The 21,830-nt window shown below is 71.6% G+C and carries 15 protein-coding genes and 2 pseudogenes; 12 read left to right on the forward strand and 5 right to left on the reverse strand.

Annotated features, from left to right (window positions below; all coding sequences use genetic code 11):
- Nucleotides 1–24: 24 nt before the first annotated feature.
- From ACZ4E1_RS22070 to ACZ4E1_RS22095, 6 genes and pseudogenes are all read left to right on the forward strand, one after another.
- Nucleotides 25–1,785, forward strand: coding sequence for a glycoside hydrolase family 36 protein (locus ACZ4E1_RS22070; RefSeq protein WP_467541639.1), 1,761 nt, complete (start codon nt 25–27; stop codon nt 1,783–1,785).
- A 93-nt stretch (nt 1,786–1,878) separates the two neighbouring features.
- Nucleotides 1,879–3,738 (forward strand): alpha-L-fucosidase, encoded by a 1,860-nt coding sequence (locus ACZ4E1_RS22075; protein ID WP_467541641.1) that lies wholly within the window; start codon nt 1,879–1,881, stop codon nt 3,736–3,738.
- Nucleotides 3,739–3,964: 226 nt separating this feature from the next.
- A pseudogene (locus ACZ4E1_RS22080) lies at nt 3,965–4,375 on the forward strand (glycoside hydrolase family 88 protein); the annotation flags it as partial.
- Between the two features lie 5 nt (nt 4,376–4,380).
- Nucleotides 4,381–5,190: pseudogene (locus ACZ4E1_RS22085) on the forward strand (Tat pathway signal sequence domain protein); the annotation flags it as partial.
- The gene (locus tag ACZ4E1_RS22090; RefSeq protein WP_467541950.1) at nt 5,170–5,580 is read left to right on the forward strand and encodes a carbohydrate-binding protein; all 411 of its coding nucleotides are present in this window, start codon (nt 5,170–5,172) and stop codon (nt 5,578–5,580) included. The pseudogene ACZ4E1_RS22085 and the gene ACZ4E1_RS22090, both read left to right, overlap by 21 nt.
- Nucleotides 5,581–5,615: 35 nt before the next feature.
- On the forward strand, nt 5,616–8,090 hold the full coding sequence (locus tag ACZ4E1_RS22095; RefSeq protein ID WP_467541643.1) for a PQQ-dependent sugar dehydrogenase: 2,475 nt from the start codon (nt 5,616–5,618) through the stop codon (nt 8,088–8,090).
- A gap of 105 nt (nt 8,091–8,195) precedes the next feature.
- On the opposite strand, the gene ACZ4E1_RS22100 is transcribed toward ACZ4E1_RS22095, so the two are convergent.
- Nucleotides 8,196–9,479 carry an alginate lyase family protein gene (locus tag ACZ4E1_RS22100; protein WP_467541645.1) on the reverse strand — a complete coding sequence of 428 codons (1,284 nt, stop codon included), beginning with the start codon at nt 9,477–9,479 and terminating at the stop codon, nt 8,196–8,198.
- Between the two features lie 52 nt (nt 9,480–9,531).
- On the reverse strand, nt 9,532–11,835 hold the full coding sequence (locus tag ACZ4E1_RS22105) for a glycosyl hydrolase family 95 catalytic domain-containing protein (RefSeq protein WP_467541647.1): 2,304 nt from the start codon (nt 11,833–11,835) through the stop codon (nt 9,532–9,534).
- A 319-nt stretch (nt 11,836–12,154) separates the two neighbouring features.
- Between ACZ4E1_RS22105 and panD the strand changes: the two genes are divergently transcribed.
- From panD to ACZ4E1_RS22120, 3 genes are read left to right on the forward strand one after another with little or no spacing between them, the layout of a single operon-like run.
- Nucleotides 12,155–12,577: an aspartate 1-decarboxylase gene (panD, locus tag ACZ4E1_RS22110; RefSeq protein ID WP_188335713.1), complete on the forward strand. Its 423-nt coding sequence runs from the start codon at nt 12,155–12,157 to the stop codon at nt 12,575–12,577.
- A 43-nt stretch (nt 12,578–12,620) separates the two neighbouring features.
- Nucleotides 12,621–12,992 carry a GNAT family N-acetyltransferase gene (locus ACZ4E1_RS22115; protein WP_467541650.1) on the forward strand — a complete coding sequence of 124 codons (372 nt, stop codon included), beginning with the start codon at nt 12,621–12,623 and terminating at the stop codon, nt 12,990–12,992.
- Between the two features lie 2 nt (nt 12,993–12,994).
- Nucleotides 12,995–13,642, forward strand: a complete 648-nt coding sequence (locus ACZ4E1_RS22120; protein WP_467541652.1) for an aspartate/glutamate racemase family protein — start codon at nt 12,995–12,997, stop codon at nt 13,640–13,642.
- Between the two features lie 377 nt (nt 13,643–14,019).
- Here the strand turns inward: ACZ4E1_RS22120 and gndA are convergent, their stop codons facing one another.
- Nucleotides 14,020–15,462: an NADP-dependent phosphogluconate dehydrogenase gene (gndA, locus tag ACZ4E1_RS22125; protein ID WP_467541654.1), complete on the reverse strand. Its 1,443-nt coding sequence runs from the start codon at nt 15,460–15,462 to the stop codon at nt 14,020–14,022.
- A gap of 308 nt (nt 15,463–15,770) precedes the next feature.
- On the opposite strand from gndA, the gene ACZ4E1_RS22130 reads away from it, so the two are divergent.
- Nucleotides 15,771–17,033, forward strand: a complete 1,263-nt coding sequence (locus ACZ4E1_RS22130) for a transglycosylase family protein (protein WP_467541656.1) — start codon at nt 15,771–15,773, stop codon at nt 17,031–17,033.
- On the opposite strand, the gene ACZ4E1_RS22135 is transcribed toward ACZ4E1_RS22130, so the two are convergent.
- A complete protein-coding gene (locus ACZ4E1_RS22135; protein WP_467541658.1) occupies nt 17,023–18,075 on the reverse strand; it encodes a DMT family transporter in 1,053 nt (350 codons plus the stop codon). The two genes, ACZ4E1_RS22130 and ACZ4E1_RS22135, sit on opposite strands and share 11 nt — an antisense overlap.
- A gap of 280 nt (nt 18,076–18,355) precedes the next feature.
- Between ACZ4E1_RS22135 and glgA the strand changes: the two genes are divergently transcribed.
- Nucleotides 18,356–19,519, forward strand: a complete 1,164-nt coding sequence (gene glgA, locus ACZ4E1_RS22140; RefSeq protein ID WP_467541952.1) for a glycogen synthase — start codon at nt 18,356–18,358, stop codon at nt 19,517–19,519.
- Between the two features lie 16 nt (nt 19,520–19,535).
- Nucleotides 19,536–20,753 (forward strand): glucose-1-phosphate adenylyltransferase, encoded by a 1,218-nt coding sequence (gene glgC / locus ACZ4E1_RS22145; RefSeq protein WP_467541660.1) that lies wholly within the window; start codon nt 19,536–19,538, stop codon nt 20,751–20,753.
- On the opposite strand, the gene ACZ4E1_RS22150 is transcribed toward glgC, so the two are convergent.
- On the reverse strand, nt 20,671–21,810 hold the full coding sequence (locus tag ACZ4E1_RS22150; protein WP_467541662.1) for an Lrp/AsnC family transcriptional regulator: 1,140 nt from the start codon (nt 21,808–21,810) through the stop codon (nt 20,671–20,673). The two genes, glgC and ACZ4E1_RS22150, sit on opposite strands and share 83 nt — an antisense overlap.
- Between the last annotated feature and the right edge of the window lie 20 nt (nt 21,811–21,830).

The raw sequence follows: 21,830 nt of genomic DNA on the forward strand, positions 1-21,830 counted from the left end.
GCGCTGTTCTCGAAAGGTTGTGACGTGACGTCCACCGCGGTCACCACGGCGGAGCGACCGCCGGCCCGCTCCTACCGACTCCTCGACCAGGTCAGGGCCGCCGTCCTGATCGACGGCGTGTCCCGCGCGCCCGCCGTGCGCGCACTGCCCGGCGGCCTGCGCGCCCTGGACGTGACCGCGCCCGAGGGCGCCGCCGTGGAGATCCGGCTCTCCACACCGCTGCGCGACGCCGTCGGCTACTGGTACCCGGACTGCGGGTGGCAGCGCGCATTGCCACCCGACTGGGCCGGCGCGCTGCACACCTCCCTGGTGCGGGGCGCGGCCATCGGCTGCCTCTACGAGACATCGGGCGCGACGCTCCTGACCTTCGCCGCCGAGGACCAGAGCGCCGAGATCCGCACGGTGTTCGGCGTCTCCGAGCAGCACAAGCGGTTCGTCGCCCACCTCGAACTGACAGCGAGCGGCGAGCCGTTCACCCTGGTCCTCGCTCCACGCAGCGCCTCACCCGCGGCGGCGCTGCGCGCGGTGCGGCGCCACTTGGTGGCGACAGCGCCGACGGCCCCGCTCCCGCTGCCCGCGGCGGGCCGCACCCCGGCCTACTCCACCTGGTACTCGTTCGGCCAGCAGGTGACGGCGCAGGGCGTCGAACGGGAAGCCCGGCTCGCCAAGGACCTGGGCTGCGGCCTGGTGATCCTCGACGACGGCTGGCAGCGCGGCGGCAAGGAACGCGGATACGCCTGGGCGGGGGACTGGACGGTCGACACGGAGAAGTTCCCCGACCTCGCGGGACACGTGCGGACCGTGCGCGATCTCGGCATGGCGTACATCGCCTGGCTCGGGCCGCTGCTGCTCGGACCCGCGTCGCCCGAGTGGGACCGGCTGTCCCGGTACGCCCCCGTCCCGAGCCCCACCGCCCCCGGAGCCCATGTCCTCGACCCGCGCCACCCCGAGGTGCGGGCGCACGTGGTCGACGTGTGCACCCGCCTCGTGGCCGATCACGGGCTGGACGGACTCAAACTGGACTTCCTCGACGACGCCGGCGTGTACGCGGGCGACGGCGGCCCCGGCGTGACGACGGCCATGGCCACCCTGCTCGGCGACATCCGCGACGCCCTCGTCGAGTTGTGCCCCACCGGCCCCCTCATCGAGCTGCGCCAGCCGTACCTGGGCCCCGCGATGAGCGCGTACGGGAACCTGCTGCGCGCCACCGACTGCCCCGCCGACGCGACGGCGAACCGGGTCCGCACCATCGACGCGGCCCTCACCGCGACCGGCGGTGCGGTCCACTCCGACATGCTGATGTGGGACCCCGAAGGGGAACCGGAGTGGGCCGCCCGGCAGATCCTCTCGGTCCTGCACGCCGTGCCCCAACTCTCTTGTCTTCTGGAGAGCCTGACGGCCGGTCAACGAGAAACGGTCGCCTTCTGGCTGCGTCAGTGGAAGCGACTCGCACCGGTGCTGCTCGACGGGGAGTGGGAGCCGGGACGCCCGGACGAGCTGTACCCCGTCGTGCGCGCGCACGCGGGCCGCCACCAGGTGGCCGTCGTCCACGCGGACCGCCCCGTCACCCTGGATCTGCGGCGCCACCCTCAGGCCGACCTCGTCAACGCCACCGGCACCGACGGGCTCGTCTGCGTCGTGCGGGACGGCCCGGTGGAGGCCGGGATCACCGCCTACGACGCACGCGGCAGGGTCACCGGTTCATGGGTCCGCAGCCTCGACGGGCCGGTGGCACTGAAGGTGCCCCGCTCAGGCCTGCTGTCCCTGCTTGCCGCGCACCACTGAGCACCCCTCCGCTGTGCGCTGAGGCCGAGCACGAGCACGAGCTCAGCGAACCGACCGTCCATCCGTCCATCGTCACGGAAGGAACCGCTCGCCATGAGACGCAGAACCCTCCACCGCCCACGTCTGGCCGTCGTGTTGTGGGCAGCCCTGCTGGCGCTGCTCGGCCCACTTCTGTTCACCCCGTCATCGGCCCCGGCCGCCACGGCGCCCGGCACCGTCGGCGACGCGTCCGTACCGGGGATGTACCACCCGCGTCAGGACTGGCTGCGGGCCGCGTCCGGCGGCCTGTTCCTGCACTGGGGCATGTACACCAAGCCCGAGCACTACGATTGCGCGTCCTGGCAGCAGGCCGTCGACGACAGCGGCTGGAACCCCGACTACTGGGTCGACGAGACCAAGAAGCTGCACGGCTCCTACATCGTCCTCGCCACCTTCCACAGCCGGCTCGGCTACGCCCGTCCTTGGCCCTCGACGATCCCCGGCAGCTGCTCCACGCGCCGCGACATCCTCGGAGAGCTCATCGACGCGGCGAAGGCGCAGGGCATCAAGGTCATCCTCTACATGACGGACGACCCGCAGTGGCACGACGTCCTGGGCCCGGAGTCCCTCGACTCCGCCGCGTACTCCGCGTACAAGGGCAAGGACGTGGACCTGACGACCCGCCCCGGGTTCGGCGAGTTCAGCTACGACAACTTCTTCGAGGTCATGCACCGCTACAAGGACCTCGCCGGCTTCTGGATCGACAACGACAACGAGTACTGGGAGAGCCACCACCTCTACGAGCAGATCCGCGAGCAGCGCCCCGACCTGCTGCTGAGCAACAACAACGAGGACACGGCGATCATGGACACCGTGTCCAACGAGCAGAAGACCGGCATGACCCCGGACTACGACATGCCGGCCGCGTACTGGACGCCGATGCCGCGCCTGACGGAGTCCTGCTACAAGGTGCCCTCCAGCGGCGCCTGGTGGTACGACGGCCAGGACCGTCCGGTCGACACCGCGCTCAACATCCGCCGCTACGTCGCCAACGCCGGCACCTCCTACAAGTCCCTGATGGACTTCCAGGCACAGGTGAACGGCAGATTCCCGCCGAAGCAGGAAGCCTTCGTCGACATGTTCGACCAGTACCTCGACCCGATCCAGGAGTCGGTGAAGGGCGTCGAGGGCGGCGGCTACCTCTACGGCGGCCTGCGACCGGGAGCGTGGAACGACGGTGCGTACGGCTACACCACCGTGAGCAAGACCGACCCGACGCGCCAGTACATCCACGTCACGACCCGGCCCACCGGCAGCAACGACGTCCGGCTCCGCGACAACGGGCACAAGGTCGAGCGGATCACCGACCTGCGTACCGGCCGGCGCATCGCCTTCGACCAGCGGGGCGGCAGCGTCACCCTGCGAGGCATCGAGGACTGGGATCCGTACGACACGGTCTTCCGGGTGGAGACCCTGAGCCACAAGCAAGGCCTGTACGCGCCCGGTTCGGTGAAGGCCACCGCCACGTCCTCGCGGGACGGCTACCCGGCGTCGCAACTGACCGACGGCGACCGGACGACGGTCTGGGACTCCGCCGCCCAGGTGCCGGTGTCGATCACGCTCGACCTCGGCGCCGTCAAGAAGGCGAGCTACGTGGGCATCGACCAGACCGAATGGTCACCCATCTACAACCGTGAATCGTTCGGCCGCAAGGAGGACTCGGCCCGCATCAAGGACTACAAGGTCTACGTCAGCGACGACGGCGAACACTGGGGCGAGCCGGTGCGGACGGACGTCATGGAGAGCGCCCGCGGTACCCGCTACATCGACCTGGACACCACCACGCGGTACATCCGCATCGAGGTGGACAGCATCTGGGCGGCCCCGACCGTCACCAAGTTCCACAACCAGCTGAAGATCGACGAGATCTCCGTCGGCCGGCACCAGCCGGTGGGCCACAGCCCGGGGGAGTGACCCGGATCGGCACGGGCCGGATCCGCGTCGGGTTTCTGGTCTGAACCATTGACAGCCCACCGTAATGCCGCAACGCTGAAACACATGGGTGAACGTCGTTCACCCATGTGAACAGCGCCCATGTGAACAGCGCTGTCGTGCGCCGACACGGCCCCGGTGCTGAGGAACTTCCCGATCTCGACCCGCTGCGCGTCACCGACTCCGTCCCCCCCCGCCCACTACGCGTACCGCGAAGGAGCCGCTCCTCGACATCCTGCAGAAGCTCGCCGCCGGCCTGGAGCGCTACCAGGATCCGGCCACCGGACGCTGGTTCCAGGTGATCGACAAGGGTGACCGCGGCGACAACTGGACCGAGACGTCCTGCTCCAGCATGTTCACCTTCGCCCTCTCCCGCGGTGCCCAGCAGGGCTACCTCGACGCGCACTACGCGACCGTCGCGCAGCGCGGCTACCAGGGCGTCCTGCAGAAGATCTCGCTCGGCCCGGACGGGCGCACCGACCTCACCGACATCTCCGTGGGCACGAACGTCGGTGACTACGCCTACTACGTCGCCCGCACGCGCGCCACCAACGACCTCCACGGCCTCGGAGCCTTCCTGATCATGAACGAGCAACTGAGAGGACAGATCGCCCCATGACGCACATCGAACCCACCCGAAGAGCGGTTCTGGGCACGGCACTCGGTGCCGCCGCGGCCGTCGCACTGCCCCTCTCGTCCGCGGGCGCCGCGACGCGGTCGACGTCGCTCACCGTCGACAGCTGGCAGCTGCGCTGGTCTCCCGAGGCGTCCGTCGACGGACTGCCCGCGTTCGAGACCATCGAGGACGACCGCGCCGACTCGCACACCGCCGGCCAGCCGCACATCTACCCGGAGGGCGACAACTACCGCTGGAACATGCACATGGTGGACCGGGACACCTCCACCGACCGGCAGCGGCAGGAGGTCACCGGGATGCGCAGCCCCGCAGGCGGCTCCTACCTGCAGTGGCTGCCCGGACAGACCTGGCGGACCACGTACAAGATGTACATCCCCAGCTCCCTGAAGGCGACCACGACCTTCACGCACATCATGCAGATGAAGATGCCAGGCACCGACTCCTCGCCGATCGTCGTGCAGTCGCTGCGCCGGGTGAACGGCGTGCAGATGATCGAGCTGAACCTCGCCATCGCGGGCGTCATCGTCGGCCGCACCGACCTCGCCCCGCTGCACGACGCGTGGACCGACGTCGACTTCCAGATCAAGATCGGGGACGGTACGTCGGGTTCGGTGCGGTGGATCCTGCGCGACGCGGCCGGAGCCACCCTCATCGACGTCACCAAGACGGGCGTCGACACCTTCATCGGCGACCGGGTCCGCCCCAAGTGGGGCATCTACCGCTCACTGGGCGACACGTCGGGCTCCCTGGAGGACTGCTACCTCCTCACCACGGCCATGCGCGGCTACCAGCTGGTGTCGGGGGCCTCGGCCACGTACCAGGCGGAGGAGGCGTTCATCTCGCAGGGCGTCGTGGAGTCCGACCATCTCGGCTACACCGGCACGGGGTTCGTGAACTACGACAACGTGACGGGAAGTTACGTCGAGTGGACCGTGCAGTCCTCGGCGGCGGCGAGCGCGAGCGTCGCCGTCCGGTACGCGAACGGCACCACCGTCGACCGCCCCATGGACATCGCGGTCAACGGGACCGTGGTCGCCTCGAACGTCTCCTTCCCGCCCACCGCGGACTGGGACACGTGGGCCACCAGGACCCTCGGCATCCCGCTCGGGGCCGGCGCCAACGCCGTGCGTGTGACCGCCACCTCCGCGAACGGCGGGCCCAACATCGACCGCATCACGGTGAGTTGACAGGGGAAGTCCCCGCAACCTGACCCGCACCCCCAGTGCTGACGGAGGTTCAGATACGTGGCACGAACCGGTTCATCCGGCTGAGAAGATGCGCCGCCGGCGCGATCATGCTGCTCTGCGCGGCCCTCGTACAGGCCGTGCCGCAGTCCGCGTCCGCGGCGGCCACCCGTTACGAGGCGGAGAACGCCGCCTACACCACCGGCTCGACCGTCGACTCCAACTACGCCGGATACTCCGGCACCGGATTCCTCAACACGCCGAACGCAATGGGCAGTTACGTCGAGTTCACGGTGAACGCGTCCGGCGCGGGCACCGCCACCCTCGGCGTCCGGTACGCCAACGCAGGCGCCGCGGACCGACCGGCGGACGTCTCCGTGAACGGCAGTGTCGTCACGTCGGGGGTGTCCTTCCCGCCCACGGCGACCTGGGACGCCTGGACGACCACGACGCTCACGGTCCCCGTGAGTGCGGGCAGCAACAAGATCCGGCTCACCGCGACCAGCGCGGGCGGCCTCGCCAACACCGACTACCTCGACTTCGAACTGACCTCGGCCACCACCGCGTACCAGGCCGAGGACGCCACGATCTCGCAGGGCACGGCCGCGACGAACCACCTGGGCTACACGGGCACCGGATTCGTCGACTACACCAACATCACCGGGTCCTCCGTGGAGTTCACGGTGAACTCGGCCGCCGCCGGGACCGCCTCGCTCGCCTTCCGGTACGCCAACGGCACCACCACCGACCGTCCCATGGACATCTCCGTCAACGGCACGGCGGTCGCCTCGAACGTGTCCTTCCCGGCGACCGCCGACTGGGACAGCTGGGTCACCAAGACGCTCGACGCGGACCTCAAGGCGGGCGACAACACCGTCCGGGCCACCGCCACGACCGACAACGGCGGGCCCAACCTGGACAAGCTGACCGTGGCCGCCGCCCTCGACACCGAGGCCCCGAGCCGGCCGGGCCAGGGCTCCTGCTCCGCCGTCACGGAAATCAGCCTGACCCTGTCGTGGGCCGCGTCCACGGACAATGTCGGCGTCGTCGCGTACGACGTCTACGAACACGGCAACAAGATCGGGGAGGCGCCCGGCACCGCCACGTCCAAGGACCTCACCGGGCTCAGCGCCGACACCACCTACAACCTCACCGTCATCGCCCGCGACGCGGCCGGCAACGCCTCCCTCGCCAGTCCCGCCGTGGACTGCACCACGCCGCCCAGCTCCGACACGACCGCACCGACCACGCCCGGCACCCTCACCTCCTCCACCGTGACGGCCAACAGCGTCGCGCTCGACTGGGGCGCCTCGACCGACGACAAGGGTGTCGTGGCGTACGACATCCGCAGTGGCACCACCGTCTACAAGAGCGTCACCGGTGCCCCTCCCGCCACCTCGACCACACTCACCGGACTCGCCTGCAACAGTCCGTACACCCTGAACGTCGTGGCACGTGACGCCGCGGGCCATGTGTCCGGGCAGAGCAACACGGTCACCTTCACCACACAGACCTGCGCCACCGACGGCGGTGTCCCGTCCTCCGTCACCACGCTCTCCACCGGGTGGACGATCCCCTGGGGCACGTACTGGATGCCCGACGGCACCAGCGCGCTCATCACCGAACGCGACAGCTTCAAGGTGTTCAGGCTCAGCAAGGACGGTGCCGTCAAGACGCAGGTCGGCACCGTCCCGAACGCCGTCACCACCGACGGCGAAGGCGGGCTGCTCGGGGTCGCCGTCGACCCGAACTGGGCCACGATCCACTACGTGTACTTCATGCACACCGCCTCCGAGGGCAACCGCATCGTGCGCATGACGTACAACGGCACCAGCCTCGGCGGCTACACGATCCTCCTCCAGGGCATCGCCAAGAACCGCTACCACAACGGTGGACGGCTCGTCTTCGGACCCGACGGCTATCTGTACGCCTCCACCGGAGACGCCCAGACGTCGTCCCTCGCGCAGGACAAGAACTCCCTCAACGGCAAGATCCTGCGCCTGACCACGTCGGGGCAGCCGGCCCCCGGCAACCCCTTCGGCAACTACGTCTACTCCCTCGGCCACCGCAACCCGCAGGGTCTCGCCTTCGACCGCAACGGCCGCCTGTGGGAAGCCGAGTTCGGCAACAGCTCCTACGACGAACTCAACCTGATCAAGGCCGGCGGCAACTACGGCTGGCCCACGTGTGAGGGCACCTGCTCCGTGTCCGGAATGACCAACCCGAAGAAGACCTGGACCGTCGACCAGGCCTCGCCGAGCGGCATCGCCATCGTCCGCAACGTCATCTACATGGCGGCGCTGCGTGGCGAGCGGCTGTGGCGCATCCCGATCAGCGGCGACACCGAGAGCGTCGGCACGGCGACCTCGTACTACGTCGGCACGTACGGGCGTCTGCGCACCGTCACCAAGGTGCCCGGCTCCGACCAGCTGTGGCTGTCGACGACCAACTGCGACAACAACGGAGGTGCGGCCGCCGGCAGCGACAAGATCTTCCGCGTGAGTATCACGTAGCGGACCGTCGCGCGTGGGCACCGGAAGCACGGCTCGGGTACGGGACGCGTCAGCGACCTGTACCCGAGCCGTTGCCGTCGGCCAGGACCGCCACGGCCGCACCGCTCATCCCGCGATGGAGTCCAGCTGTTCGGCTGCCGGGCGCAGGGCCCACAGGTCACCGCCCGGCGGTGTCTCCAGTTTCGGTACGGCCGCCCGCGCCGCCTCGTCGCCCGCGTCGGCCGCCGCGTGCACGACGTCGCTCGCCGCGAACCGCTTGAACTCCAGCTCAGGGTGCGGCCAAGGCACCGCACCGGTCGCCGCGGGCAGCAGATAGTCCACGGCCTTGAACAGGCTCTGGCCCTGAGGGCCCTGGTAGTCCCACAGATCGACGCCGACGTGCCGGCCGATGTCGGCCAGGCGCGTGTAGGCGACCAGGTCGAACGTCGAGTAGTGCCAGCTCCGCGTCCGGCCCAGCTCCTGGGGCTGGCTGCCGTCGGCGGCGATCTGCGGGGCGATGCGCCTGGTGCGCGCGTCGAGGACGGTGCGGCGGGCGAGATCCCGGTCGCCGGTGGCATAGGCGAGCGCGGCGACCTGCAGGTCGTAGAAGGTGCCGTGATTGTTGCCGGCGGCACCCTCCTGCTTTCCGAAGTCGCTGGTGACCAGCCAGTGGAGGAAGTCCTTGTTCCATGTGTCCATGCCCGCGCGATCGGACTGCGACCAGCCGGGGGCGCCGACGGCGAGCAGGGCCACAGCGTCGACGACGCTGGTGTACGACTGCGAGAAGTCGATGATGCCGATGGCGCGGCCGTCGTACTTGCACGGGATGAACTGGGCGTGGTTCAGGTTCGGGTTCATCTTCGTGTCCGGGTCGAGGAACCAGGTGCGAAGGATCTGCCCGGCCTTGACCGCGTACTCCCGCTTGCCCGTGTAGTACCAGGCAAGGGCGAGGTCGTACGTCGAATCGAAGACCTTCTCGACGTCCTGCCGGTCGGTGCCGGTGTCGACCTCGGGGTTGCGCTGCCCGTCCCTCTGAACGTACGGGCAGCCCCATGGATTGGCGGCGGTGGGTGTCGTGGAGGGCCACCAGTACGGGGCCTGGCTCAGATAGTCGTGCACGTCGCCGCCCGGCGCGGGCTTCGGTTTGTCCACGACGGTCCACGGGCCCTGGTCCAGCCAGTGGTCGGCGCGGCTTCGCAACGCCTCGAAACTGCGCAGGAGTTCCTGATCGCCGCGATCGATCCGGATCCTCGTCTGCTGCAGCCGGGGTCCGTCCAGGACGGCGGTGCGTGGGGCCGACGGCGGTGCGTCCTGTGCGGCCACCGGCGCCGTGGCCGCACCGACCAGGGCGGCGATCGCGGCAACGAGCGCGCCGACGCGTGCGCGCGAGGTCAATGGTGTGCCTCTCATGTCCATATGTCCTTTCCCCTCCGTGGTGTTGGCGCAGGTGTGCGGATGGCCCCTAGGGCAGGCCCCACCCGGTCCGGTCTCCCGACGGCGGGACGTCGCGGGGTGGCGTGACGGTGCCGCCCTTGGGGGTGATCAACGCTGTTGATCCACGGGGGAGTTGGATCGTGATGCGGCCGGGTGCCGCTTCCCGCCAGCGCAGCTCGCCGCCGTCCTCGTCGCGTACGCGGATGTCCCCGGGGATGCCGTGCTCCAGCGTCAGCGGGGCGCCCGCCTCGCTGTGGACCCGGACGGAGCGGGTGCGGCCCGCCTGCCGGTCGGCGTCCACCAGGAACGCCCCCTGAGTGCGCAGGGACGCGAACGACGCGTCCGGCCACCGGTCCGAGACCGACGGGAACACCTTCAGGACGCCCCGGTGGCTCTGCACGGCCATGTCGAGCATCGACTGGGCGGCCGACAGCGGGCTCTCCAGGGCGAAGTTCTTGCCCTCGCGGTACATGGTGTTCGGGGTCATCGCGCAGTCCGCGACGACGCCGAGGTCGGTGAAGAAGGTCAGGAAGTCGAGGGCCTTCTCGGGCTCGCCCATCACCGAGTACATCGAGGACGCCGTCGCATAGCTGTAGCCGTGCCAGAGCTGCTGCATCGAGACCCAGTGGGCCATGCTGCGGGCCATCACGTCGCGGTCGGCCGGGCTGTCCCAGCTGCGTTCGCGGAGCGGGTAGAGCCACAGCAGGTGCGAGTGGTGGCGGTGGGAGTCGGCCAGGGGGACGTCCTTGCCGATCATCACGCCGGCCGCCGGGTCCTCCGCGTACGGGGTCAGCCGGCCGGCGATGTCCCGCCAGAGCGGCGCCTTGGGGTGGTCCGTGCGCAGGATGCGGGCCGTCTCCAGGAGCGTGCGGGCGCCCCAGCGGATCAGGGACAGGTCGTAGGTGCAGTCCTCGGCGTTGGCGTACTCGGGGGAGCGGGTCTCCAGGAGGTGGAGCTTTCCGTCCGGCCCGTCGTGGAGGAAATGGGCGTAGAAGTTGACGGCGTTCGTCAGGATCGGGAAGAGCGTGTCCCGCAGGACCGACGTGTCCTGCGTGTGGGCGTAGGTCTGCCAGACGTTGTGCATCGCCCAGGTGAGATTGCCGAAGTTGTCGGAGACGTGGTCGCTGCCCGGGGCGCCGACGTCATAGGTGTCGCCCGCCCTCAGCTGGCAGTCCGAGGGGTGGCCGAGCGCGTAGCTCTCGCCGTCCCGGTACGCGGCCGGGACCGACGTGGGCAGGTTCTTCTCGTACGCGGCGAACGTGCTGGTGACCGAGTCGAGTTCGAGGTGGTTGGAGCCGTGGATCGGCGCCATGCCGATCTGGACGTTCAGGTTCCACCACACGGCCGTCCAGTTGTTGCCGACCTCGGGGAACCACGGGCCCCACTCGGAGATCGTCGGGCCGCCCGCGCGGGTGGCGGCGGCGAGTTTGTAGAGCTGCAGAACGTAGAAGGCCTGGAGGCGCTTGTCGGGGACCGACAGGAGGCTGCGGTGGTAGTAGTGGTGCCACCACCGGCGGTGGCGCCCGACCTGCTCGTCCGGGTCGCGGGTCAGGGCGCGGTCGACCTCGTCCTGTGCGGCCCGGGTGGTGTCCGACACGTCGCCCGACGCCTGGTACGCCACATGGGCGGCGAGCAGCCGGCCCGTCCCGGTGCGGCGCTCGCGCCAGGCCGTGGTCCAGCCTCCGCCCGCGATCAGCGGTTGCTGGACATGGGAGTCGGTGATCGCGGGGTCCGGGTTCGGCGTGTAGTCCGCGGGCTTGCCGGAGGTGCGGGTCGTCGCCGCGCGGAGCCACTGGAACGTCCAGGCCGCGGCCTCCTCGCCCGGGCTGGGCCGCGTCGAGACGAGCAGCGTCGACGTGTCGTTGTGCACCAGCGCCGTGAGGGCGAGGCTGCCGCGGGTGGTGGTGACGGTGCCGCGCAGTTCGGCGTCGTACGGGTCGAGGGTCCAGTCGACGGCCGTGACGTCGCCGGCGAGGGTGAGGGTGAAGTAGCCGATGGGGAGGCGCGAGAAGCCGATCCCGCCGCGCCATTGGCCGCGCTGGTCCTGGACCTCGGAGTGGCTGAGCATCAATTTGAGGGTGTTGGCCGTACTGCCCTGGTAGAGCTGGGCGCCGAGGCGGCCGTTGGCGAGGAACGGGGCGTCCTGCCAACCGGCGGGCGGACGCCGCCAGTTCATGGCAGCGGCGCGCGCGACCCGCTCGTACGGATCCGAGCCCGGCTGGTCAGGGGTGGACGCCCAGGCGGTGGTGGCCGCCACGTTCCAGGTCGCGACGGTGACGGCGGCCGTGGTCGTGGTAGCGGCGATGAAGTGTCTGCGGGTAAGTCGGGGCATACGAACTCCGGTCAGATACGTGACAGTTGTTCCGATCCATGAACCCGTGCACCCAGCATCGTGCCCGCTCCTCGCCCGCACCGGAAGCCCTCGCGGGCGACTTCCGGGGGGACGAAAGGTGCAGACATCGGAGGGGTGTGCGGTGCCGCTGTAGTGCGCCCGACGGCGTGACGGCGATCACGGCCCCTGCCCGGGCGAAGCTGAGTACGCTGCAGACGTCATCGCGGGCCCACCCGGACCCGCGACGCGTTGTAAGCTATGGAAACAGCCCTTGACCTGCAAAAACGCAGGCAGGGAGCCTAGGTCCAGGAGTAGCTCGATGCTGCGTACCATGTTCAAGTCCAAGATCCACCGCGCCACCGTCACCCAGGCCGACCTGCACTACGTCGGCTCCGTGACCATCGATGCCGATCTGCTCGACGCCGCCGATCTGCTGCCCGGCGAGCTCGTGCACATCGTCGACATCGACAACGGGGCCCGGCTCGAGACGTACGTCATCGAGGGGGAGCGCGGGTCCGGTGTCATCGGGATCAACGGGGCGGCCGCCCACCTCGTGCACCCGGGCGACCTCGTGATCATCATCAGTTACGCTCAGGTCGACGACGCCGAGGCGCGTGCGCTGCGGCCCCAGGTCGTGCACGTGGACCGGGAGAACAAGATCGTCGCGCTGGGTGCGGACCCCTCCGAGCCCGTCCCCGGCGGCGCCGACCGGCGCAGCCCTCAGGCGGTGCCCGCGGGCTGAGTGACGGCTCGGCGCGGGAGAGCCTCAACCCGAGGAGAGCCGCATGAGCCCCACGAGCACATCGGGCGAGATCGACATCCGGGACGACCGGGAGCGGGGCCTGCTGAGCGCCCGGTCCGGAGGTCCCGGCGGGCAAGTCGTCGGACATATCCAGTACTTCGTGCTGGAGGAGCCGGAGCGGGCCCTGGTCGCGGTGCACACGATCGTGGATCGGGAGTACGAGGGCCGGGGCATCGCCGGGTCGCTCACCCGCGAGCTGTACGCGATCGCCGCCCGCGAGGCCGTGCACGTCGTGCCGCTGTGCTCGTTCGCCGCGCGGTGGGCCGCGCGGCACCCCGGTGAGGCGCCCACCGTGTCCGACCGGCTGCGCCGGGCCGCCGAGCAGGCGCTCGCCGCCGACCCGGGAAAGTGGTGACCGTGCTCGTCCTTCTGCACACCTCGCCCGTGCACGTGCCCGTCTTCGAGGCACTGCGCGACGCGCACCATCCAGGGCTCGCCCTGCGGCACGTCGTGCGCGAGGAACTCCTGGAGCGGGCCCGCGCCGCCGGGCCCGCGTCCGTCACCGAGGACCTCGGGGAACTCCTGGCCTCCGCCGCGGCCGACGGGGCCGGCGCCGTGCTGTGCACCTGCTCCTCGATCGGCGGCGTCGCCGAGGGGCTCGCCGCGGACGCCGGGGTGCCCGTGCTGCGGCTCGACCGGCCCATGGCGGCCCGCGCCGTAGCCCTCGGCCCCCGCGTGACCGTCGTCGCCACCACCCACAGCACCCTGGGCCCCACCGTCGCCCTCGTCGAGGAGGAGGCGGCCCGCGCCGGCCGCCCCGTCGACGTACGGACCGTACTGGTGGACGGGGCGTGGGAGCTGTTCCTCGCGGGCGATCGGGAGGGGTACCTCGGCCTGGTCACGGACGCCCTCGACGCGATCGGGCCCGCGGACTCCGACGTCGTCGTGCTCGCCCAGGCGTCCACCGCCGACGCCGCCGACGGGACCCGTACGACCGTGCCCGTGCTGTCCAGCCCGCTCCCCGGACTCGCCGCCGCCGCACGAGCGGCGGCACCCGCGCAGTAGAGGGACGCGTCGTCCGATCCGGCCTCCGACCGGCACGAACGGCTTCAGGACCACCACAGGGTGTCACCCCGACGCGTGGATCCGGCGGGCGTGGGCACGCGACGGGGGTGACAGTGGAAGGACCCCCGTAGATCTCTGGAGGAACGACCATGACCCACCCGTTCCCCGAACCCGTCCCGCCCGGACCCACCCCGGGTCCCGGTCCGGGACCCCGTCCGGGCCCCGGCCCCGACCGGCCGGATCCGGGCCCGCTGCCGGACCCGTTCCCGACACCGGTGCCGCGTCCGGTCCCCGAGCCGTCGCCGTCCCCGGTGCCCCCGGACCCGGACCCCGACCCGAAACCGCCGGAGCCCGAGCCCTCGCCCGCGTAGGCGGGGTCAGGCCTCGACCTCGGTGCGGTCGCCGCCCCAGAGGGTGTGGAACGAGCCCTCGCGGTCGACCCGCCGGTAGGTGTGCGCGCCGAAGAAGTCGCGCTGGCCCTGGGTCAGCGCGGCCGGCAGCCGCTCCGCGCGCAGCGCGTCGTAGTAGGCGAGCGCCGCGGCGAAGCCCGGGGTCGGCACGCCCTGGGTGGCCGCGGTGCTCACGACGGACCGCCAGTCGTGCTGCGCCGCCGCGATCTCCTCGGCGAAACCCTTGTCGGACAGCAGCGACACCAGGCCGGGATCGGCCTCGTAGGCCGCCGTGATGCGGTCCAGGAACGCCGCCCGGATGATGCAGCCGCCGCGCCAGATCCGGGCCACCGCCCCCAGGTCGATGCCCCAGTCGTACTCCCCGCTGCCCGCCGCGATCTCGTGGAAGCCCTGCGTGTACGACACGATCTTCGAGGCGTACAGCGCCTGCTCGACATGGTCGGCGAAGTCGGCGCGCTCCGTGTCCGCGATCGGCTCGGGGCGCGGGCCCGCCAGTTCGCCGGACGCGGCCCGCAGATCGGCGTGGCCCGACAGGGAGCGGGCGAACACCGCCTCCGCGATGCCCGACACCGGCACCCCGAGGTCCAGCGCGATCTGCACGGTCCAGCGGCCGGTGCCCTTCTGCTCGGCCCGGTCCTGCACGATGTCGACGAACGGCCGGCCGGTCGCCGCGTCCACATGGGACAGCACCTCGGCCGTGATCTCGATCAGATACGAGTCCAGCCGGCCCGTGTTCCACGTGCGGAAGACGTCCGCGATCTGCGCCGGGGTGTAGCCGCCCACGTCGCGCAGCAGCTGGTACGCCTCGCCGATCAGCTGCATGTCCGCGTACTCGATGCCGTTGTGCACCATCTTCACGAAGTGGCCCGCGCCGTCCGGGCCGACGTGCGTCACGCACGGGGCGCCGTCCTTCGCCTTCGCGGAGATCCTCTCCAGCATCGGCCCGAGCGCGGCGTACGACTCGACGCTGCCGCCCGGCATGATGCTCGGCCCGTGCAGGGCGCCCTCCTCGCCGCCGGAGACGCCCGTGCCGACGAAGTGGATGCCCTGCTCGCGCAGCTCCTTCTCACGCCGCCGGGTGTCCGCGAAGTGCGCGTTGCCGCCGTCGACGATCATGTCGCCGGGTTCCAGCAGCGGGGCGAACTCGCCGATCACCGCGTCCGTCGCCGCACCCGCCTTCACCATGATCACCAGGCGCCGGGGCCGCTCCAGCGCCGCCACGAACTCCTCGGCCGTCTCGGTCGGCACGAAGATCCCCTCCTCGCCGAACTCCGCGACGAGATCGTGGGTGCGCGCGGCGGTGCGGTTGTGCAGGGCCACGGTGTAGCCGTTGCGGGCGAAGTTCCGCGCGAGGTTGCGGCCCATGACGGCGAGCCCCGTGACACCGATCTGCGCTGTGCTGCTGCTCATGCCTGTCGCTCCTGGATCGGGAAGGTGGCCGGATCGGGAAGGTGGCCGGATCGGAAGGTGGCCGGCTCGCCGGACGCCGCGGCCGACCCCTTCGACGGTACGTACGCGGACCGGCGCGGGCATCCCGTGCGGAGGCGGAGGTTCCCGCTGTCCCGGCGGACTCAGGCCCGGTGCTCAGGGTCTGCCCAGGGTCTGCTCAGGGGTCAAAAGTCGCCATAGTGGCTTGGGAGTCTCTTGTCACGACTGTGCGGGAGCGGCTAATTTGCCGCTCCTACGTGTGCCCGCGAGTGGTACCAGAGGGGGCTTTCATGGCGTTACGCGGCCGGCACCGCCGGTATCAGCCGAGCCGGGTCAACCGGGCGTCGCTCACCGTGACGGTGGGCGGCGCGGGCATCGCGATCCCCCTGATAGGCGCGGGCACCGCCGAGGCCGCCGACGCCGCGACCTGGAACAAGGTCGCCGCCTGCGAGTCCTCGGGCAACTGGAGCATCAACACGGGGAACGGCTACTACGGCGGCCTCCAGTTCACCGGCTCCACCTGGGCCGCGTACGGCGGCACCGCCTACGCGCCGCGCGCCGACCTCGCCACCCGCGACCAGCAGATCGCCGTGGCCGAGAAGGTCCTCGACGGGCAGGGGCCCGGCGCCTGGCCGGTCTGCTCGCAGCGGGCGGGCCTGTCCCGCACCCCCGAAGCCGCCCCGCCCCGCGCCCCCGAGCGGCCCCCGGTCCGCACCGTCAAGGACGTGAAACCCGAGGTCACGCCGCAGTCCCGAGCCGGCCGCACCGAGATGTACACGGTGCTCGGCGGCGACACCCTCTCCGGCATCGCGCAGACCCGCGAGGTGCCCGGCGGCTGGTCCCGGCTCTACGAGGCGAACCGCTCGACCATCGGCGCCGACCCCAACCTCATCCTGCCCGGCCAGCGCCTCGCGCTGCCCGGCGGGAAAGCGGCGCCCGTCGGCCCGGACCGTGCGAAGAAGCCGGCGGCGCGCCCGGCGGAGTCGACGCAGCGCCCGTCGCACAAGGCGGCGCCGAAGCGGCCCGAGCACAAGCAGGCCGTCCCGAAGCGGACCGAGCCGAAGAAGGCCGAGCACGAGAAGGCTGCGCCGCACAGAACCGCGCCGAAGAAGAAGCCCCAGGCCGAGAAGCCCGCGACGCACCGCACGAGCGGTGTCGTCGCCCCGGTCAGCGCCTCCATCGGCACCCCGTACCACGCGGCCGGCTCCTCCTGGTCGAAGGGCTACCACACGGGCGTCGACTTCGCGGTGCCCACCGGCACCTCCGTCAAGGCCGTCGCCGCAGGTCAGGTCGTGTCCGCGGGCTGGGGCGGCTCGTACGGCTACGAGGTCGTGATCAAGCACGCCGACGGCCGCTACAGCCAGTACGGGCACCTGTCCGCGCTCAGCGTGAAGAGCGGGCAGCGGGTCGTCGCCGGACAGCGCATCGCCCGGTCAGGGTCCACGGGCAACAGCACGGGCCCGCATCTGCACTTCGAGGTGCGGACCGGGCCCGGCTTCGGCAGCGACATCGACCCGCTCGGCTATCTGCGGGCCCACGGCGTCAGGATCTGACGTCCTGGATCCTCCGGTCGTCCCGGGGCCGCCGCGGGCGGCTCGGGCGGCCGGGGCGGTGCGGATGCTTCGGGATGTCGTCCAGCGCGGCGGGGCTGTCCGGCACGACCGGGCTGTCCGGTGCGGCCGGGCCGTCCGTCGCGGAGGCGTCCGGCGCCGCAGCGGCGGCCGACGCGCTCGCTGACACGCCGTCCCGCGCCTCGGCGGCGCGCCGGTCCCGGCCGATCCGCTCCGTCGTGAGGAGGATCAGGCCGCCCGCCGCCACGACACCGCAGCCCAGCGCCAGGACGGTGCCCGCCGTGCCGTGCCGGAAGGACTCGCCGAACAGGGTGAGGCCGACGGCGGACGCCACCACCGGGTTCACGACCGTCGCCGTCGCCAGCGGTGCGGCCAGCCCCGCGCCCCGGTAGGACGCCTGCGAGAGCAGCATGCCCGTCGTCGCGAGCGCCGCGATCGCCAGCAGCGTCGTGAGCTGCTCCGGGACGCTGCCCGTCCAGTTCTCGGCGACCGACTTCGTGAACACCGACGCCATGCCGAACGCGCCGCCCGCCCCTATGGCCAGCAGCACCGACCGCACCACCGGGTGCCGGTGCGCGGCCCGCGCCGACGTCATCAGGACCAGGACGGCCCCGGCCGTGATCAGACCGACCACGAGACGCTCCGTACCGTCCAGGGACTGCTCGGACGGGGTGCCGGTCAGCGCGAGGAGCCCCGCGAGGCCCGCCGTCGCCATGATCGCCCCGCGCCAGGCGGTCGCCCCGGCCCGGCGCCCCACGAGCAGGGCCGACATCGGCAGGGCGAGCACGATGGTGAGCGCGCCGAGCGGCTGCACGACGCTCAGCGGCCCGTACGCGAGCGCGATGACGTGCAGGAGCGCTCCCATTCCGTTCAGACAGCCCGCGCCCCACCAGGCCGGCCTGCGCAGCGGCGCGTACACCGCTTCCGGAGAGGTCTCCGCGACGCGCTCCTGCACGATCGCCCCGCCCGCGTACGCGACGGCGGAGACGAGCGACAGCAGCACGGACAGCGCCAGGGCACTCATATGGCGTCCCTGGTGGTGCGGCGTGGAGCGCGATCGGTTCTCATACCCTCCACGATCTCTCCTCCGAGCCGATCTGTCGTCCGACCACAGACGGCATCGGGTCGTACTGCCGATGGAGTACGCCGCACTCCGGGTCATCCCCAGGACGGGTGTCGCACGGTGTAGGCGTGGCCTCGTCCTGTCGGCGGTCTTCCGCCCGCGCCCCCCATGGGTGACCATGAGGGGGCGATCCGGGCACGACGATCCGAGCGAGTGGTGGACGACCGACACGGGGGCGCGCGTGCGAGTGGGACTGCTCACCAGGGAGTACCCGCCGGACGTCTACGGCGGCGCCGGCGTCCACGTCGAGTTCCTGGCGCGCGAGCTGCGCCCGCTCGTCGATCTGGAGGTGCACACCTGGGGCGAGGGCTCCTCGGCCGGGGTCCGCCGGCACCGCGCCTGGCCCGCCCTCGACGGCGCCAACGACGCGCTGCGCACCCTCTCCGTCGACCTCGCGATGGCCGCCGCCCTCGAAGGCCGCGAGCTCGTCCACTCCCACACCTGGTACACGGCGCTCGCGGGCCATCTCGCCGCCCTGCACCTCGGTGTCCCGCACGTCATGACCGCGCACTCCCTGGAGCCGCTGCGCCCCTGGAAGGCGGAGCAGCTCGGCGGCGGCTACGCCCTGTCCGCCTGGGCCGAGCGCACCGCGATCGAGGCCGCGGACGGGGTCATCGCCGTCTCCCGCGCCATGCGCGACGACATCCTCTCCTGCTATCCCGCCCTGGAGCCCAAGAAGGTCCGGGTCGTGCACAACGGCATCGACGTCTCCCTCTACCGCGCCGACCCCGGCACCGACGTCCTGCGCCGCTTCGGCGTCGACCCGGCGCGCCCGTACGTCCTGTTCGTCGGCCGCATCACCCGGCAGAAGGGCGTCCCGCACCTGCTGCGCGCCGCCCGGCGGATCGCCGAGGGCGTCCAGGTCGTGCTGTGCGCGGGCGCGCCGGACACGCCGGAGATCGGCCGTGAGTTCCGCGAGCTGGTCGAGGAGCTGAAGCGGACCCGGGACGGTGTGTGCTGGATCCCGTCCATGCTGCCGCGCACCGAGGTCGTCCAACTCCTCACGCACGCCTCGGTGTTCGTGTGCCCGTCCGTCTACGAACCGCTCGGCATCGTCAACCTGGAGGCGATGGCCTGCGGCACGCCCGTCGTCGCCTCCCGGGTCGGCGGTATCCCGGAGGTCGTCGCGCACGGGGAGAGCGGCCTGCTCGTCCCGTACGCGGAGCAGGACCCGGAGGCCTTCGAGGCGGGTCTCGCGCGGGCGATCGACGAGACGGTCGGCGATCCGGACGCGGCCCGCCGCATGGGCGAGGCCGGACGGGAGCGGGCCGCGGCCGAGTTCGGCTGGGACGCGATCGCCCGGCGCACGGCCGAGGTGTACGAGGAGATCCTCAACGGCGCCTGAACGGCGGGAGGTTGGCATGCGCGGTGGACCTTCGGTGCTCGGGATCGTACTGGCGGGAGGAGAGGGCAAGCGGCTGTTACCGCTCACCGCGGACCGGGCGAAACCCGCGGTCACCTTCGGCGGCACCTACCGGCTCGTCGACTTCGTCCTGTCGAACCTGGTGAACGGCGACATTCTGCGGATCTGCGTGCTCACCCAGTACAAGTCCCACTCCCTCGACCGGCACGTGACGACCACCTGGCGCATGTCGAGCCTGCTCGGCAACTACGTCACCCCGGTGCCCGCCCAGCAGCGGCTCGGCCCGCGCTGGTTCTCCGGCAGCGCCGACGCGATCCTGCAGTCCCTCAACCTCGTCCACGACGAACAGCCCGACTACATCGCCGTGTTCGGCGCCGACCACGTGTACCGCATGGACCCGCGCCAGATGCTCGCCCAGCACATCGAGAACGGGGCGGGCGTCACCGTCGCCGGCATCCGGGTGCCGCGCACCGAGGCCTCCCAGTTCGGCGTGATCACGCCCGCGCGCGACGGCACCCGCGTCGAGTCCTTCCTGGAGAAGCCGGCCGACCCGCCGCCGCTGCCCGGCAGCACGGGCCAGGTGTTCGCCTCGATGGGCAACTACCTGTTCACCACCAAGACCCTCGTCGACGCCCTCCAGCAGGACGCCGAGGACGGCACCTCGGCGCACGACATGGGCGGTTCGATCCTGCCCCTGCTCACCGAGCGCGGCGTCGCCCAGGTCTACGACTTCGACGGCAACCACGTGCCCGGCGAGACCGAGCGCGACCACGGCTACTGGCGCGACGTCGGCACCCTCGACGCCTACTACGAGGCCCACATGGACCTCATCTCGGACCAGCCCGTCTTCAACCTCGACAACCGGCGCTGGCCCATCTACACCCACCCCGGGCAGCTGCCGCCCGCCCGGTTCTGCGCGGGCGGCATCGCGAGCGGGTCGATCGTCAGCCCCGGCTGCGTCATCCGCGGCCAGGTCACCCGCTCCGTGCTGTCACCGGGCGTGGAGATCGGCGACGGCGCCGTCGTCCAGGGCTCGGTCCTGCACGACAACGTGCGGGTCGGCAGGGGAGCGGTGGTGCGCGGCGCCGTCCTGGACAAGAACGTCGAGGTCCCGGCCGGTGCCACGATCGGCGTCAATCCGGGGCGCGACGCCGAGCTCTACACGGTGTCGAAGACCGGAGTGATCGCGCTCGGGAAGGGACAGGCGGTGCGCTGAGCCGGGCCGGGCCGGGTGCTCGGACCCGGCCCGCGTCCCGGGCGTCGATCGGGACCGCGCCCGTGCGGTAGCCGTTCTCGTCGAGCAGGTGCCCGTTCAGCTTCACCGGCCACAGGGCCACCGCCCGGTCGACGACCGTCAGGGCGGGCACCCGCTCCGCGAGCCGCACCTCGAAACGCTGCGCGTCGTCCAGGGAGCGCACCCAGGCGATCACCTTCAGGTTGTGCCGGCCGATCACCCCCGCGCACAGCCGCACCTCGCGCGCGCCCGTGACCTGCTGCGCCACCGCCCGCAGCCCGTCGGGCGCGCTGCGCCCCCACAGGACCAGGGACACCGGCCACTCCGACAGCGGGCGCGCCACCTCGCAGCGCGGCTGGGCCATGCCCGAGGCCAGCAGCCGGTTGACCCGGCGGCGCACCGTGTCCGGGCCCGCACCGCAGCGTTCGGCGAGCGCGCGATGGCCGATCCTGCCGTCCACCGACAGCTCCGCGAACAGGGCGTGGTCGAGGTCGGTCAGCTCGAACACCGACGTGTCCCCGCGCGGCGGCGCCGACTCGGTGAGCCGGGCGATCTGCCCCGCGTCGAGCGCCCGCAGTCGCCACCGGCTGCCCTCGGTGTAGACGGTGCTCGCCAGATGGGTGCGGGCCGTGACGACGCCGGGCAGGGCGCCGAGCCGGTGCGTCACCCAGCGCGTGACCGCCGCCAGCCGGGGCGCGATCAGGGTGATCAGCAGGTCGCGCTCACCGCTGACGTGCTCGACGGCGATGACGTGCGGCTCGGCGGCGAGCGCCCGGGCCACCTCCGGCACCCGGCCGTTCGCGCAGTCCACCTCGACGAACGCGAGACAGCCCTGGCCGCTCTCCGCCAGGACGGGCCCGGGATGACAGCTCACCCACGCGGCGCCCGCCTCGGTCAGCCGGCCCCAGCGGCGCGCCACCGTCACCGGGTCCACGCCGAGCGCCGCGCCGATCCGCGCCCACCCGGCCCGCGGCGCGATCTGGAGGGCGTGCACGAGCGCCTGGTCGAGATCGTCCAGCGCCCCGCCGAATTCCTGCACGCGCTGCCACCTCTCTGCGT

The sequence above is a fragment of the Streptomyces sp. NPDC025806 genome, from assembly GCF_055558275.1.

Coding starts and splice junctions, on each gene's coding strand:
- ACZ4E1_RS22075 (WP_467541641.1), top strand. CDS start 1,879: ATGAGACGCAGAACCCTCCACCGCCCACGTCTGGCCGTCGTGTTGTGG.
- ACZ4E1_RS22090 (WP_467541950.1), top strand. CDS start 5,170: ATGCGCGGCTACCAGCTGGTGTCGGGGGCCTCGGCCACGTACCAGGCG.
- ACZ4E1_RS22100 (WP_467541645.1), bottom strand. CDS start 9,479: ATGAGAGGCACACCATTGACCTCGCGCGCACGCGTCGGCGCGCTCGTT.
- ACZ4E1_RS22105 (WP_467541647.1), bottom strand. CDS start 11,835: ATGCCCCGACTTACCCGCAGACACTTCATCGCCGCTACCACGACCACG.
- panD (WP_188335713.1), top strand. CDS start 12,155: ATGCTGCGTACCATGTTCAAGTCCAAGATCCACCGCGCCACCGTCACC.
- ACZ4E1_RS22115 (WP_467541650.1), top strand. CDS start 12,621: ATGAGCCCCACGAGCACATCGGGCGAGATCGACATCCGGGACGACCGG.
- gndA (WP_467541654.1), bottom strand. CDS start 15,462: ATGAGCAGCAGCACAGCGCAGATCGGTGTCACGGGGCTCGCCGTCATG.
- ACZ4E1_RS22130 (WP_467541656.1), top strand. CDS start 15,771: ATGGCGTTACGCGGCCGGCACCGCCGGTATCAGCCGAGCCGGGTCAAC.
- ACZ4E1_RS22135 (WP_467541658.1), bottom strand. CDS start 18,075: ATGAGTGCCCTGGCGCTGTCCGTGCTGCTGTCGCTCGTCTCCGCCGTC.
- glgC (WP_467541660.1), top strand. CDS start 19,536: ATGCGCGGTGGACCTTCGGTGCTCGGGATCGTACTGGCGGGAGGAGAG.